The 15130-nt window shown below is 69.6% G+C and carries 14 protein-coding genes and 1 riboswitch; of the genes, 3 read left to right on the top strand and 11 right to left on the bottom strand.

Translation table 11 applies throughout. The features are described from left to right. Positions 1 to 53 precede the first annotated feature (53 nt). From gcvP to Q7X29_RS16960, 7 genes are all read right to left on the bottom strand, one after another. Positions 54 to 2864 (bottom strand): aminomethyl-transferring glycine dehydrogenase, encoded by a 2811-nt coding sequence (gene gcvP, locus Q7X29_RS16990; protein WP_316574681.1) that lies wholly within the window; start codon positions 2862 to 2864, stop codon positions 54 to 56. 158 nt (positions 2865 to 3022) lie between these two features. Continuing rightward, positions 3023 to 3122, bottom strand: a riboswitch (glycine riboswitch). A 75-nt stretch (positions 3123 to 3197) separates the two neighbouring features. After that, positions 3198 to 3755: a MerR family transcriptional regulator gene (locus Q7X29_RS16985; RefSeq protein WP_218716388.1), complete on the bottom strand. Its 558-nt coding sequence runs from the start codon at positions 3753 to 3755 to the stop codon at positions 3198 to 3200. A 169-nt stretch (positions 3756 to 3924) separates the two neighbouring features. After that, complete coding sequence (locus Q7X29_RS16980; protein WP_019046780.1) at positions 3925 to 4398, bottom strand: bifunctional nuclease family protein; 474 nt, start codon at positions 4396 to 4398, stop codon at positions 3925 to 3927. 156 nt (positions 4399 to 4554) lie between these two features. Next, a complete protein-coding gene (gene ftsR, locus Q7X29_RS16975; RefSeq protein ID WP_218716389.1) occupies positions 4555 to 5340 on the bottom strand; it encodes a transcriptional regulator FtsR in 786 nt (261 codons plus the stop codon). Positions 5341 to 5410: 70 nt separating this feature from the next. After that, positions 5411 to 5896, bottom strand: coding sequence for an oxoglutarate dehydrogenase inhibitor Odhl (odhI, locus tag Q7X29_RS16970; RefSeq protein WP_110041099.1), 486 nt, complete (start codon positions 5894 to 5896; stop codon positions 5411 to 5413). Positions 5897 to 6075: 179 nt separating this feature from the next. Further along, positions 6076 to 6474, bottom strand: coding sequence for a glycine cleavage system protein GcvH (gene gcvH, locus Q7X29_RS16965; RefSeq protein ID WP_316574680.1), 399 nt, complete (start codon positions 6472 to 6474; stop codon positions 6076 to 6078). Positions 6475 to 6516: 42 nt separating this feature from the next. Beyond that, positions 6517 to 7152 (bottom strand): CDP-alcohol phosphatidyltransferase family protein, encoded by a 636-nt coding sequence (locus tag Q7X29_RS16960; RefSeq protein WP_218716391.1) that lies wholly within the window; start codon positions 7150 to 7152, stop codon positions 6517 to 6519. A gap of 122 nt (positions 7153 to 7274) precedes the next feature. Between Q7X29_RS16960 and Q7X29_RS16955 the strand changes: the two genes are divergently transcribed. The 3 genes from Q7X29_RS16955 to Q7X29_RS16945 all read left to right on the top strand — a co-directional run bounded on the left by Q7X29_RS16955 (position 7275) and on the right by Q7X29_RS16945 (position 10295). Next, complete coding sequence (locus Q7X29_RS16955) at positions 7275 to 8663, top strand: DUF2252 domain-containing protein (RefSeq protein WP_218716392.1); 1389 nt, start codon at positions 7275 to 7277, stop codon at positions 8661 to 8663. A 112-nt stretch (positions 8664 to 8775) separates the two neighbouring features. Further along, positions 8776 to 9654, top strand: coding sequence for a nuclease-related domain-containing protein (locus Q7X29_RS16950; protein WP_308248354.1), 879 nt, complete (start codon positions 8776 to 8778; stop codon positions 9652 to 9654). 32 nt (positions 9655 to 9686) lie between these two features. Then, positions 9687 to 10295, top strand: a complete 609-nt coding sequence (locus Q7X29_RS16945; protein WP_316574678.1) for a phosphatase PAP2 family protein — start codon at positions 9687 to 9689, stop codon at positions 10293 to 10295. On the opposite strand, the gene Q7X29_RS16940 is transcribed toward Q7X29_RS16945, so the two are convergent. The 4 genes from Q7X29_RS16940 to Q7X29_RS16925 all read right to left on the bottom strand — a co-directional run bounded on the left by Q7X29_RS16940 (position 10292) and on the right by Q7X29_RS16925 (position 15025). Then, on the bottom strand, positions 10292 to 12223 hold the full coding sequence (locus Q7X29_RS16940; RefSeq protein WP_255586831.1) for an acyl-CoA dehydrogenase family protein: 1932 nt from the start codon (positions 12221 to 12223) through the stop codon (positions 10292 to 10294). The genes Q7X29_RS16945 and Q7X29_RS16940 overlap by 4 nt on opposite strands. Positions 12224 to 12297: 74 nt before the next feature. Further along, complete coding sequence (locus Q7X29_RS16935) at positions 12298 to 13272, bottom strand: NAD-dependent epimerase/dehydratase family protein (RefSeq protein ID WP_218716394.1); 975 nt, start codon at positions 13270 to 13272, stop codon at positions 12298 to 12300. Next, positions 13269 to 14447, bottom strand: coding sequence for an NADH:flavin oxidoreductase (locus Q7X29_RS16930; protein ID WP_218716395.1), 1179 nt, complete (start codon positions 14445 to 14447; stop codon positions 13269 to 13271). Before Q7X29_RS16930 ends, Q7X29_RS16935 begins: the two co-directional genes overlap by 4 nt. Then, positions 14444 to 15025, bottom strand: coding sequence for a TetR/AcrR family transcriptional regulator (locus Q7X29_RS16925; protein ID WP_218716396.1), 582 nt, complete (start codon positions 15023 to 15025; stop codon positions 14444 to 14446). Before Q7X29_RS16925 ends, Q7X29_RS16930 begins: the two co-directional genes overlap by 4 nt. Positions 15026 to 15130 lie beyond the last annotated feature (105 nt).

Here is a 15130-nt window from a genome sequence, read left to right as displayed (position 1 = left end):
CGACGCCGACGGGCCCCGCCGAACAGTGTCGGCGGGGCCCGTCGGCGGAATGATCAGTCCTCGTACGCGTCCAGCGGCGGGCACGAGCAGACCAGATTGCGGTCGCCGAAGGCACCATCGATGCGACGCACCGGCGGCCACACCTTCGGACGGGTGTGCCCGATGCCGCGCGGGTAGACCGCGACCTCCCGGCTGTAGGGGTGGTCCCACTCGCCCACCAGGCTCGCCGCGGTGTGCGGCGCGCCGCGCAGCGGGTTGTCGGTCACCGGCCACACGCCCGCGCCGACCTGGTCGATCTCCCCGCGGATGGCGATCATGGCCGCGATGAACTCGTCGAGTTCCTCGAGGTTCTCGCTCTCGGTCGGCTCCACCATCAGGGTGCCCGCCACCGGGAAGCTCATGGTGGGCGCGTGGAAGCCGTAGTCGGCCAGACGCTTGGCCACGTCGTCGACGGTGACGCCGGTCTGCTTGGTGATCTCGCGCAGGTCGAGGATGCACTCGTGGGCGACCATGCCGTTCTCGCCCGTGTAGAGCACCGGGAAGTAGGCGTCGAGGCGGCGGGCGATGTAGTTGGCCGAGGCGATCGCGGTCAGCGTCGCCGCGCGCAGGCCCTGCGCGCCCATCATCCGGATGTAGGCCCAGGTGATCGGGAGGATCGAGGCCGAACCGTAGTTCGCCGCCGACACCGCGTGCGAGCCCGCCTCCCGCGGGTCACCGGGCAGGTACTGCGCCAGATGCGAGCGCACCGCCACCGGACCGACACCGGGACCGCCGCCACCGTGCGGGATGCAGAAGGTCTTGTGCAGGTTCAGGTGGCTGACGTCGCCGCCGAACCGGCCCGGACGGGCCAGGCCCACCAGGGCGTTGAGGTTGGCGCCGTCGACGTAGACCTGACCGCCGGCGTCGTGCACGAGCGCGCACAGCTCGGCCACCTCGTGCTCGTACACGCCGTGCGTGGACGGGTAGGTGATCATGATGCAGGCCAGCCGGTCGGCGTGGTCGGCGATCTTGGCGCGCAGATCGTCGAGGTCGACGTCGCCGTTCTCACGGCACTTCACGACCTCGACCCGCATGCCGACCATGGCCGCCGACGCCGCGTTGGTGCCGTGCGCGCTGGAGGGGATCAGGCAGGTGTCGCGGTGGTCGTCACCGCGATCGAGGTGGTAGCGGCGAATCGCCAGCAGACCCGCGTACTCGCCCTGGCTCCCGGCGTTGGGCTGCAGGCTCACCGCGTCGTAGCCGGTGATCTCCGACAGCCACTGCTCGAGATCGCCGATCAGTTTCAGGATGCCGGGCACGTCCTCGGTGGGCGCGAACGGGTGCAGGCGCGCGAAGCCGGGCCAGGTGATGGCCTCCATCTCGGCGGTCGCGTTGAGCTTCATGGTGCAGGAACCGAGCGGAATCATGCTGCGGTCCAACGCGATGTCCTTGTCCGACAGCGAACGCAGGTAGCGCAGCATGGCGGTCTCGGTGTGGTGGCGGGTGAACGCCGGATGCGTCAGGTACTCCGAGATTCGGGTCTCGATCGCGGCGGGCTGGGCACCGGCGCCCGCGTCGGGAGCCTGTGCGGTGCCGAAGGATTCGACGACGGCGGCCACGTGCGCGTCGGTGGTGGCCTCGTCACAGGCGATCGCGACGTGGTCGGCGTCGACCAGGCGCAGGTTGATCCCCTGCGACTTCGCCTTGGCGACAACGGCTTCCGCGCCGCCGGGCACATGCGCCAGCACGGTGTCGAAGAAGGTGTTGTGCACCAGCGCGGCACCGATCCCGGACGCGACCGCGGCCGCGTGCGCGTGCACCCGGCGGGCGATGGCGCGCAGTCCGTTCGCACCGTGGTAGCTGGCGTACATGGCGGCGACAATGGCCAGCAGCACCTGCGCGGTACAGATGTTGGAGGTGGCCTTCTCGCGGCGGATGTGCTGCTCGCGGGTCTGCAGGGCCAGGCGGTAGGCGGCAGCGCCGTCGGCGTCGACCGACACGCCGACCAGCCGGCCGGGCAGCTGCCGGGCGAAGGCGGTGCGCACCGCGAGGTAGCCGGCGTGCGGGCCGCCGAAGCCCATCGGCACGCCGAAACGCTGGGTGGTGCCGAAGCACACGTCGGCGCCCTGCTCACCGGGCGGGGTGATCAGGGTCAGGGCCAGCAGATCGGCACCGGCGGCGACCAGCGCGCCGCGCTCGTGCGCGGCGCCGAACAAAGCGGTCCAGTCGACGATCCGGCCGGACGCGCCCGGGGTCTGCACGATGACGCCGAAGAACTCGCCCTCGGGCAGCACGCCCGTCGACAGGTCGGCCTCGATGATCTCGATTCCCAGCGGCTCGGCCCTGGTGCCGATGATGGTCTTGGTCTGCGGGAACAGGTCGGCGTCGAGCAGCAGCCGGTTCGACGGGGACTTGCCCGCGCGGCGCAGCAGCGTCATCGCCTCGGCGGCGGCGGTGGCCTCGTCGAGCATCGAGGCGTTGGCGACATCCATGCCGGTCAGGTCCGAGACCATGGTCTGGAAGTTGAGCAGCGCTTCGAGGCGGCCCTGGCTGATCTCGGGCTGGTAGGGGGTGTAGGCGGTGTACCAGGCCGGGTTCTCCAGCAGGTTGCGCACCAGCACCGGCGGGGTCAGCGTGTCGTAGTAGCCCAGGCCGATCATCGAGGTGGCGACGGTGTTGGAGTGCGCCAGCGCGGCCAGTTCGGCGAGCACTTCGTGCTCGGTGCCGGGCGCGGGCAGCGCGCCAAGGCCGGACTCGTCGAGGATGGTCGCGGGCAGTGCCGTGGCCGCCAGCGCGTCGAGGGACTCGACGCCGACGGTCGCGAGGATCCGGGCGAGTTCGCCGGATTCGGGTCCGATGTGGCGGTCGGCGAACGAACGGGTCACGGCAGCTCCAAGGTCGGGCGGGTCGACCAGGTGGTCGACGGGTACCAGCCCTCCCCCTCTGTCGTGGCGCCTGAGAGATTCGGTGACCCGACCGCGGACGGCCGTGCCCCTTTCCCCGTGGGCGGGCAGCCAGAAGCCACCGCTTTCCAGAGGCGTCGAATCACCGTGCGGTCCCTGTTGCCTGAGAGATTGACGGGGAGGTGCTGCTCCTTCGGCGCCCGGACTCTCACGAATCCAGGACTCTCCCGCACGGCGGCGACGCGTCATCAAGTCTAGATGCAGCAAACCCCCGGCCGCGCCACCTGGGGCACGCCGGGGGTGTAGTGCTCGTCACTACCCGGTCTTACGGTTCTCCCGCACCTTGCGGCGGTAGGACAGCTCGTCCTCGGGTCGATCGGTGATCTCGGTGGCCCGTTCGGCCGGGAAGTCGGCGATCGCCCCGGTCAGTTCCCGCATGGCGCCGCTGACCGCGATCCCGAAGACACCCTGCCCGCCCTGCAGTAAATCGACGACTTCCTCGGGCGAGGTGCACTCGTACACCGTGGTCCCGTCGGAGAACAACGTGATCCCGGCCAGATCCTGCACGCCGCGGCTGCGCAGATGATCGACGGCGATCCGGATGTTCTGTAAAGAGACGCCCGCGTCCAGCAGTCGCTTCACGATCTTGAGGACCAGGATGTCCTTGAACGAATACAGCCGCTGACTGCCCGACCCGGCGGCGCCACGGATCGACGGCACGACCAGCCCGGTGCGCGCCCAGTAGTCGAGCTGACGGTAGGTGATGCCCGCGACCTGACACGCGCTCGGCACCCGGTAACCGACCAGATCGTCCGGAACCGAGTCGTCCGGGAACAAGCCAGGCTGCACCACATCCTGCGATTGCTCTTCCACTGACCACTCCTTGCTCTGCCGACGTTCTCGAGTACCGGAGTCACGACGGATGTTGCCCGACTTTCGAGGTTACTCCTGCCATTGTCGGACCTGCACCGTTGTCGCACCAAGCACCGCGCGCGGCGATTCCCTCGACCTCTACTTCAGGTCTAGAAGATCGTGATGTGAATCAGCTGTCGGTGGCCTTGAAGTCGTCGGGCGAGACGGACTCGAGGAACTCCTTGAACTTCTCCACCTCGTCCTCGCGCTCGTCGGGCATCACCAGCCCGGCCTCGGCCAGGACCGGTTCCTCGGCGAAGATCGGGCAGCCGACCCGCAATGCGATGGCCACCGAATCCGACGGCCGCGCCGAGACCCGCAGGTCGCCGTCGAAGACCAGATCGGCGTAGAAGGTGCCCTCCTGCAGATCGACGATCCGCACTTCCTTGAGGGTGTGGCCGAGTTCGGTGATCAGAATCTTGATCAAATCGTGAGTGAGCGGACGGATCGGCGTGACGCCCTCCTGCTCGAGCACGATCGCGGTGGCCTCGGCCTGCCCGATCCAGATCGGCAGGTAACGCTCGCCCGCCGCTTCCCGCAGCAGCAGCACGGGCTGGTTCTGTGGCTGCTCGACACGGATGCCGATGACGCGCATCTCGCTCATGAGTTGTCTGCCTCCCATACTCGCCGCCGGCCGGCAGGACCGCTGCCCAGCTCGCCGTACCCACGAGTCTAGGCGAATTCCGGGCGGTGCAACGAGGACGCCCGAGCCGAAATCGGCGTGTTGCCGGGGTGATACCCGATCCGGCGGTCGGGTGTGTCAGTTGCCGAGGGCGGCCCGTACGGCCGCCTTCACCAGTGCCGCGTGCAAGTTCAGCGACAATGCCGCCAGTTCGCGGACGGTCTCCTCGGCGCGGGCACGCGCGTCGGCGTCGCGACTCTTGGCGATCGGCGCGGCGATCTGGGCGACCAGAGCCGCCTCGCGGTCGGCGGCCAGTTTGAACGCGCGCAGGTGCCGGGCTTCCAGACCGAACTCGGCCATCGACTTTGCCGCGTGCGCCAGCGTCACCGCGTCGGATTCGAAGAAACCGCCGGCACCGGGGACGATCAGTCCGGCGCGTAGCAGGTCGTCGAGGAAACGGTCGTCGATGCCCGCCTTGGCGAGCAGATCGGCCCGGGTGAGCCGGACCCCGACATCGACGCGCAATTCGTCGGGGGTGATCTCGCCGGGAACAACGCCCAGCCGACGCGGCGGCGCCGGCGTGGCCTCGCCGTCGGCACGCGCGGCGCCGGACAGCGACTGCCCGGCCTCCGCGGCGCTGTGGTGGGAGTGCGCCCTGGCACGCGCTTCACGCACGCCCAGGGTCGCCGCACCACTGTCGATCGCTTCGAGCTGCTCCTTGATCACCTTCAGCGGCAGGTACTGATCGCGTTGCGCGGTCAGCACGAAACGCAGCCGCTCGTAATCGGCCACCGAGAACCGCCGGTAACCCGACGGCGTTCGTTCCGGCCGGATCAGGCCCTCGGATTCGAGGAACCGGATCTTCGAGATGGTGATGTCAGGAAAATCTGGTCGCAGCAGGTCGAGCACGGAGCCGATCGACATTCCTCCGCGCGCCCACTGCGCCGCCCCCGTCACAGCACTGCGCCCTTCACGGACACCAGCACCGTAGGGGTCATCGCGACCCCGCGCCCGACGCCGACTCGTTCGCCTGCGCGCGCGGACCGGTCAGGAAGACCAGCCGGAACTTGCCGATCTGGACCTCGTCGCCGTTCTGCAGCTCCGAGGAGTCCACCGGCTCCCGGTTGACGTAGGTGCCGTTGAGGCTGCCCACATCGACGACCTGGAACGAGTCGTCGTCCTGACGGAACTCCGCGTGCCGGCGGCTGACGGTGACGTCGTCGAGAAAGATGTCACTGTCGGGATGGCGACCGGCCGAGGTGGTCGGCTGATCCAGCAGAAAACGCGAGCCCGCGTTCGGGCCGCGCTTGACCACCAGGAGGGCCGCGCCGACCGGCAGGCCCTCGACGCCCTGCACCGGCTGTTCGCCGGTCGGCTCTCCGGAGCGCGACGCGTCGACCTCGTTGAGGAAGTCCGCGCGGAAGACCGACGTCGTCTCGGCCGCGGTCTCCCCGTAACCCGGGTCCCTGTTCTCGCTCACCGTTTCTCTCCTCCTCGAACCTGATTATCCATGCAAGCAGGTGCTGTATTCGGCGACACGACCGGCGCGATCACATCGCCAGGAAAAAAGATCCCGGCGTCGATTCCCCGACGTATCCGCTTGGCTTTGACCGTACCCTGCCGGGGCGTACCCGTGCAGGGAGAACTGTGAAGGCTTGCTCAGCCCCCGATAACTCCTTGATAACCCGCCGCATCCAGCAGTTCACCGAGTGCGGAATCGAGGGTTGCCGCATCGTCGAAGGCGAGCTCGAACAGCCAGCCCGCGTCGTACGGATCGCTGTTGAGCGTCTCCGGCTCCGAGACCAGATCCTCGTTCACCGCAACGACTTTCCCGCCCAGCGGGGCATAGATGTCGGAGACGCTCTTGGTCGACTCGACCTCGGCGATGCTCTCCCCCGCGGTCACATCCTTGTCGACATCGGGCAGCTGGACGAACACGACGTCACCCAGCTGTGACTGGGCGTAGTCGGTGATGCCCACACGAACCGCCGTGGGGCCGGTCCGCCGCACCCACTCGTGCTCTTCGGTGTAGCGCAGATCCTCAGGGGTCCGGGTCACAGGACGTCCTTTCGTCGTCAACGTTGCACGCAACAGTATCGACTAGCTCCCACGGTGCGGCACAGGCGGTATCGATCGCGCGACCGCGACCGCCAGCCCCGCGTAGAGCGCCCCCGTCCAGACGTAGAGCGCGGTGCCCCAGATCAGCAGTGCCCAGCCGAAGGCCCAGCCGAAACCCGCCCCTGCCCAGTCCATCTCCCCCGTGAGCAGCCACGGCAGGGCCGACATCAGCGCGAAGGTCGCCGCCTTGCCCAGGTAGATCACCTCGGGCGCGGGCAGGTCACGGCGCTTGTATACCGACAGGGTCACGGTGAGTACCAGATCGCGACCGATCAGGATCACGGCGATCCACCACGGGATCAGCCCGCGTGCGACGAACGCCACGAGTGTCGTCACGAGGTATAACCGGTCGACGAGCGGATCGAGCAGCGCGCCCAGCCGGGAGGACTGGTCGAGCAGACGGGCGAGTTTGCCGTCGAGGAAATCGGTGACACCGCTGGCGATCAGCAATGTGAACGCCCAGCCGTCGGCATGGCGGACCAGCATCAACCACAGGAATATCGGGATTCCGATCAGCCGGAGCAGGCTGAGCACATTGGGCACGGTCAGGATGCGGTCGCTGAACACGCCACCGGTTTCGGTGTCGTTGGTGCCCGGCGTTCCCGATTCGGTTGCCACGCCCCTGCATACCGCACCGACCCCTGATCGCGCCATCCGGCCACGCCGAAAATCGTCGGGCGTGTCCGATTGCCGCGCGGTCGCGGTGCCCACCGCCCGCCGACCCGCTAGCCTGGGCAGTTGTGTCCGACAGTGGTCCAGATCTGCGCTCCTACGTCTCCGCCGAGGACGCCCGTGAGCGCGGCCGCGCAGCCCGGCAGCGCGTGCCCGTCGACGCCCGCGACCGGGCCGTCGAAAGCCCCGACCGGCCGACGGTGCTCGAGTTCGTCGAGGCGAGCAACCAGGGCCGGATCGAGCGGCTGATCCCGCTGCGGATCGGCCGGATGACCGCGTCCCCGTTCACCTTCTTCCGCGGCGCCGCCGGGTTGATGGCCGCCGACCTGGCCGCAGGCCCCGACAGCGGGCTGACCGCCCAGATCTGCGGTGACGCCCACGCCGCCAACTTCGGCCTCTACGGCACCCAGCGCGGCGAGATCGTGATGGACATCAACGATTTCGACGAGACCGTGCTCGGCCCGTGGGAGTGGGATCTCGAGCGGCTGGCCGCCAGCCTGGTGCTGGCCGGGCGCGAGAGCGGCGCCGACGAGGACGACTGCGTACGCGCCGCGCGCGACGCCGCCCGCTTCTACCGGCAGACCGCCGCCGAGCTCGCCGAGATGCCGTTCATGCAGTCCTGGACCGCGCTGCCCGACGAGTCGATCCTGGGCAAGGCCAAGGCCGACGACCTGATCGACGACTTCAAGAAGGCCGCCAAGAAGGCCCGCAAGAACACCAGTGCCAAGGTGGTGGCGAAGTGGACCGAGCACCTCGACGATCACGAGACCGGCATCAGCAAGCACCGCTTCGTCAGCGATCCGCCGATCCTGACCCCGGTCGAGGAGCCGGTCGCCGACGCCGTGATCGACGGGCTGCAGCGCTACGCGGGCACTATCCGCGAGTCGCGGCGTGCGCTGCTGGCGCGCTTCGCGGTCTCGGATGTGGCCTTCCGGATCGTCGGCACCGGCAGCGTCGGCCTGCACAGCTACGTGGCGCTGCTACACGGTAACGACGGCGAGTCGCTGGTGCTGCAGGTCAAGCAGGCCAGGCCGTCCGCGCTGGCGCCCTTCCTGCCACCGGTCGCGCCGCGGCACGAGGGCGAGCGGATCGTCGCAGGCGCGCGCAGCGTGCAGTCCGAGACCGACATCCTGCTCGGCTGGACCACCGTGGAGCTCGACGAGCCGCTGCCGTTCATCGTCCGTCAGTTCCGCAATCTCAAGGGCAGCATCGACCCGGCCGGGCTCTCGGCCGACGATCTCGACGACTACGGCAGGCTCGCGGGCGCGCTGCTGGCCAGGGCGCACTCGCGGTCGCTGGACCCGCGCACGCTGGCCGGCTATCTCGACGACGACGGCGAGGCGTTCGACGAGGCGGTGGCCGCCTACGCGGTACGTTATGCCGACCGGACCGAGGCCGATCACGCCGAACTGGTCGCCGCCGTTTCGGCGGGCAAGATCGCCGCCGAACCGAGCTGAACACCACCGGCATCCTGCCGGGCATCCATCGATTGTCGAGCTACGATGTACGCCAACGGTTCTCGGCCCGCGGCGCCAACGACCCAGAAGGGCGGACTCCATGCTCGTGCGCGTGCAGAATGCGGCAGGCACCGATGCCGAGCTGGCACTGATCGATTGGCTGCGCACGTGGAAGGATCCGTCCAGCCCGCACGGCGTCGCCACGATCAACTGCGGCCTGTTCCACAACGACCGGCTGCACCAGCTCGACGCGGTGGTGTGGACCCCGACCAGCTGCGTGATCATCGAGGCCGAGACCTTCGCCGTGGCGCAGGACGGCGTGCTGGAGATCCCGCTCAACGGCCCGTGGATGGTCTCCGGTGAGCTCGCCCAGTTCACCGGCGGGGAGAAGTCGACGCCGCTGGAGCGCTCACGGGAACACACCTTCGCGCTGCAGGACTATCTCGCCGCGCGCGGGCTCGGCCAGCGGGCGGTGCACGGGCTCGGCGTGATCGTGCCGCAGCCGGGCGCGCAGATCGACATCCACCAGGGCTGGAACGATCCGAGTTTCGATGTCATCGTCACCGACGATCCGCACCGGCTCGAGCAGTACTTCGAGATGCTGGCCGCCAAGGAACACAACCTCTGGACGGCCAACGACATCGCCATCGCGTTCCGCGGGCTGGGCATCCTGCCGTTCCTGCCCGCCCCGCAGGACCTGCTCAACGAGGGTTTCCTGGGCCCGATCGACGTCACGCTGTGGCACGGTGGCCCCACCCAGGCCCAGGCCGAGCAGTATGCCGAGGAACAGGCCCAGCGCGAGCAGGAGCTGGCCTCGCGCGGGTTGGTGGCGCCCTGGTACAGCCCGTGGAAGCTGTACCCGCGGGTCGGCGGCGACCTGGACTTCGGCCGCGCGTTCCTGCGGATCACCCTGGCGATCGGCATGATCGTGGCGATCGTGTGGGTGCTGTGGTTCGTGGTGACCGCGGTGCTCACCTACGGTCCCGCCTGAGACAGCCCCGCGCGGCGGCTATCGTCGCATCGGTGATCGCCCCCGCTCCCGCCCGGACCGCCACCGTCGTCCGCGCGACGGCCATCGCCGCGGGCACCGCGCTCACCGTCGCGCTCCCGCTGACCTTCCCCGCCGACGACGGACCGTCCGGACTGGACGCGGCCGTCGCCGACCCGATCGCCGCGACGGTCTCCCCCGGTCTGGCCGAGGTGCTGGTCGCACCGAGCAACGCCCCGGTGGTGCTCGCGGTGCTGCTGGCGGCGGTCGGCTGGTTCGCGGTGCGCCGCCGGTGGCGGGCGGCGCTGACCATGCTCGTGGTGCCCGAGCTCGCCCTGGCGATCAACACGGTGGTGCTGAAACCGTTGTGGGACAGGCAGATGCACGACTACCTCGCCTATCCGAGCGGCCACACGGTCCACTTGGTCGCTGTCGCAACGACGTTCGCGTGTCTGGTGACAACGCGCACCGCGCGCATCACGGTCGCGGCGCTCACTGTGCTCGCCCTGCTCGCGATCACGCCCGGCATGGTCGTCCTCGGCTATCACCGCCCCACCGATGTCCTCGGTGGGGCGGCCGCGGCGACCGCGCTGGTAGCGGCACTGTGTTGGCTCGCCGAGGCGCTGCGCGCCGCGGTGCGCTAGGTCCGGTCGAAAACGCTGGCGTCGTGCAGCATCTCGGCGCGCAGCATGGTCTCCGGCACACCCATCGCCTCGACCAGGGTCAGCGCGTCCGGCCGCAGCCGGTCGACGAGTTCGTTCACCCCGCGGCGCACCGCCTTGGCCCGCTCCACGGACATGAACCGGTGCATGATGTACCAGGACAGGTTCTCCTCCAGCGTCGAGTACACGTAGAGGTCGCAGACGGTCTCGGCGAGCGCCTTGGCGTCGGGGTCCTCGATCTCGGCGATCCCGTCGACGAATTCCTCGAGCACCAGCCGGTCGATGTGCGCGGCGCCGGCGGCGAGGATGTGGTCCTGGGCGTTGTTGAACGCCTCGAACGGGCCGGTGTCGGCCGCCCTGGCACGCAGCCGGTGCGCCGCGGTCCGCAGCAGGTAGTCCTCGCGATCGGCGAACAGCTGCAGCTGGACCGAGCGCTTGGACAGGTCGCCCTCGTCGACGGACTCGTCGGAGCGATCGCGCAGGGTCTGGATCAGCTGGCGCACCCCGGATCGCTTGCGCACCACGTCACCGGCCATGGTGGCGGCGAATTTCACCCAGCCCATGGCGTCGAGGTCGCGGACCTCGTCGGAGTAGGCGGTGAGCAGTTCCTTGGCGACGAGCTGGGTGAGGACGACATTGTCGCCTTCGAAGGTGGTGAACACATCCGTGTCGGCCTTGAGGGTGACGAGCCGGTTCTCGGTGAGATAGCCCGCACCGCCGCAGGCTTCGCGACATTCCTGGATGGCCCGGGTGGCGTGCCGGGTCTGGGCGACCTTGAAGCCGGCGGCGCGCTTCTCCAGCGCGCGCTGGGCGCCCGGCTCGATCTCGCGGCCGCTCTGTACGAGGTCCATCCGGCGCACCAGGTCGTTCTGGGCGAAGGCCAGCGCGAAGGACTTCGCGACCAGCGGCAGCAGCCTGCGCTGGTGGCTGCGGTAATCCATCAGCAGCGTTTCCGCGCCGGTGTCGGGATCGGCGAACTGGCGCCGGGCCAGCGCGTAGCGCACCGCGATGCTCAGCGCCACGCGCGCGCCCGCCGCGGCCGCGCCGCCGACACTCACCCGGCCACGCACCAGGGTGCCCAGGGTGGTGAAGAAGCGGCGGCTCGGGTTCTCGATCTCGGAGGTGTAGGTGCCGTCGGGCTCGACGTCGGCGTAGCGGTTGAGCAGGTTCTCCCGGGGGATCCGGACGTGGTCGAACACGATGCGGCCGTTGTCCACACCGGGCAGGCCGCCCTTGAGCCCGTCGTCGTAGGTGGTCACGCCGGGCAGGTCGGCGCCGAGCTCGTCGCGGATCGGGACGAGCAGGCAGTGCACGCCCTTGCTCTCGCCACCGGTGATCAGCTGGGCGAACACCGCGGCCATCCGCGCGTGTACCGCCGCGCCGCCGATGTAGTCCTTGCGCGCCGACGGGGTCGGAGTGTGGATCACGAATTCCTGGGTGGCCGGGTCGTAGGTGGCCGTGGTCTCGAGATTGGCGACGTCGCTGCCGTGCCCGGACTCGGTCATCGCGAAGCAGCCGAGTAGATCCAGGGTGATCAGCCGCTTGATGTACTCGCGGTGGCGTTCGGTGCCCAGGTTCTCCACGGCGCCACCGAACAGACCCCACTGCACGCCGGATTTCACCCACAGGGACAGATCGGCGTAGGCCAGCATCTCCAACCCGGTCACGGCACCACCCGGATCGCCGGTGCCGCCGTTCTCGGAGCGGAAGCCACGCTCCGGATAGCCCATGGTCGCGATGACCCGCATCTGATCGAGCACGCGGGCCCGCGCGGCGTGGATGTCGAGTTCGGGATCGCCGGTGAAGCGGTCGTCGGCGAGCTGGACTCGCGCCTGGTCTCTGACCTCGCGCCACGGTCCGTCCAGCGCTGCGCGGAGATGTTCTGCCGTCGTCGAAATGCCGGTAGCCATACTTCGACCATAATCCGTGCATCGCGCCCGGCGACGGATTCGCGTTCTCCCTCACATCGCGCCGACGCCGCGTCTCAGCCGAGGAACATGTCCCGCATCGACACTTCGGTGGGCCGCCAGCTCACGCCGAGCTCGCTCAGCGCGGCCGAGTCGTCGGTCGGGGTGTCGGAGGTGAGCAGCCACGCCGCCTCGTAGCCGAACGCGGCGTCGACCTCGACGAATCGCGAGGCGACGTCGGCGGCCCGGCCCAGCGCCCGGAACAGGCCGGGGCGCACCGGAATCCGGCGGATCCGCTGTCCGGACGCGGCGGCGAGCAGGTCGATGGCCGTGTCGAAGGGGACCTGGTGCCCGCCACACAGATACCGGCGCGGGCCCTGACCCGGCAGCATCGCCACCGCGTGCAGCTCGGCTACGTCGCGGACGTCGATCATCGCCATTCCGCCGTCGAGCCGGGGCGCGAATCCACTGCGCAGCATGGTGTTCCAGCCGCGCTCGGTGATGCCGCGGGTGCCGGCCAAACCCGGCCCGATCACACTCGAGGGGTAGGTGATCACCACCGGCGCACCGCTGCGCTGGAGTGCCCGCGCGACCCGGTCGGCGGCGGACTTGGTGCGACCGTAGGCGCTGCGCCCGGTCGCGGTGGGACTGTCCGGGGTCATGACCGGATCCGGGCAGGGGAACAGCGCACTGTAGCTGGCCACGTGCACGATGGGATCGAGTCCGGCCAGGGCCGCGCGGCACAGGATCTCCGCGGTGGCATCGACGTTGACCTGCCACATCAGCGATTCGCGGCGGTCGTCGGTGGCCACGATGCCTGCCGCGTGCAGCACCGCCGCGCAGCCGTCGAGCAGCGTGGTGATCGTGTCGCTGTCGCGCAGGTCGCCGCGCAGGACGGTGATGCGGTCGCGGTCCTGCGCGAATTCCGGCCACCATCGGTCCAGGGATTCGCCGGGGTGGACCAGCAGCTGGATCTCGTGACCGTCCGCGAGCAGCGCGGCGACCGTGGGCGCGCCGAGATACCCGGTGCCACCGGTGACGGCGATTCTCACGACAGGGTTCCCTCGGCGATCGGCAGCACACAGCGGGTGCCGGTGAAGATGGTCGGCATGCACTCGTTGCAGTGGGTGCAGGCGGCGGTGGTCGTGGTCTCGGCCGCGATCCGGCGTGGGAGATCGGGTTCGCACAGCAGGGCGCGGCCCATCGCGACGAACTCGAAGCCCTCGGTGCGGGCCAGGCGCATGCCGTCGTAGTCGGTGATGCCGCCGAGCAGGACCAGTGGCATGCGCAGGGCCGACCGGAACAGGCGGGCGCGCTCGAGCAGATAGGCGCTGCGGTAGGGGTACTCGCGCAGGAACACCGGGCCGGCCACGCGCAGTCCCCAGCTCAGCGGCGGCCGGAAGGCGCGGGCGAAGGCCCGCCGGGGCGGGTCGCCGTGGAAGTAGAGCATGGGGTTGAGCAGCGAGCTGCCCGCGGTCAGTTCGAGCGCGTCGAGTGTCCCGTCGGCTTCCAGCAGCTGTGCGACCCGCACGGACTCGACCGGGCGCAGCCCACCGGCGACCCCGTCGTCCATGTTGAGTTTGGCCAGCACGGCCAGCCGGCCCCCGACCGCGCCGGCCACCCCCTCGGCGATCTGTCTAGCCAGCCGTGCCCGGTTGACCAGGCTGCCGCCGTAGTCGTCGCGGCGCCGGTTGAGCAGCGGGCTCAGGAAGGCGCTCACCAGATAGTTGTGGCCGAAATGGATTTCCACGGCGTCGAACCCGGCCTCCTCGGCCAGCAGCGCGCTGCGCACGTGCGCGGCGACCAGTTCGGCGATGCCCTCGGCATCGGGTCGCCGGGTCATCCGCATCCCCAGGGGGGAGAACAGTCTGCTCGGCGACAGCGCGGGCAAGCGATTGGACGCGGCGTTGGCCACCGGCCCCGCGTGCCCGATCTGGGCCGACGCCGCGGCGCCCTCGGCGTGGATCGCGTCGGTGAGCCGGCGCAGTCCCGGCACCGCGTCGGGTCGCATCCAGATCTGATGCCGGTCGGTGCGCCCCTCGGGCGCGACCGCGCAGTAGGCGACCGTGGACAGGCCGACACCGCCCGCGGCGATGCGGCGATGAAATTCCACCAGTTCGTCGGTGACCAGCGCGTCCGGGGTGCGGCCTTCGAAGGTGGCGGCCTTGATCACGCGGTTGCGCAGGGTGATCGGGCCCAGCTTCGCCGGGGTGAAGATGTCGGTCATCGCGCACCCGGCCCGTCGAGTCCGGCCAGCACGAAATCGCGCAGGGTGCCGACGCTGCCCTGCGACGGTGGGTGTCCCGCGCCGAAGCGCATGATCAGCACCTCGAACGCGAGCAGCCAGCGCCGCTGCGCCTCGGCGGGGTCGAGGTCGGGAAGGAATCGCACCCAGGTGTCGAGCTGGAACCAGTCTCCGGTCCAGCCCACGTCGCGCCGGCCCAGCACCAGTTCCGCGAGCAGCCGCAGGTACAGCCGGCCGCGCGGATCGGCGGCCAGGTCGGTCAGCGGTCCGATCACCGCGTCCACCACCTCGGCGAGTTCGGCCTCGCGCTGGGCCGCCGCGCCGAGCCGTTCGGTCCACAGCGGCGCCAGCCGGGCCTCGAGCAACGCGGCGACCAGCGCGTCCTTGCTCCCGAAGTGATAGTGCACCGCCGCCGGATTGGTCTCGGCCGCAGCGCACACCGCCCGCACCGAGACCTCCGTCGAGGGCTGCGCCAGCAGCAGTTCCTCCGCCGCGGCGAGCAGCCGCTCGCGTGTCTCCACCGAGCGCGCGTCGCGAGCCCTCGTCCCGAGTGATCCCATACCGGCAGCCAACCAGATTTCCATCACCGTTTCAATCATTATTTCAAACATTGATTGGAAGACTGGTCGCCGCGAAACCTTGCTCGTGGATTGAACGAGTGTTTA

This window comes from Nocardia canadensis, from assembly GCF_032656385.1.
Taxonomy (GTDB): domain Bacteria; phylum Actinomycetota; class Actinomycetes; order Mycobacteriales; family Mycobacteriaceae; genus Nocardia; species Nocardia canadensis.
This window is presented reverse-complemented; position numbering and strand designations above follow the sequence as displayed.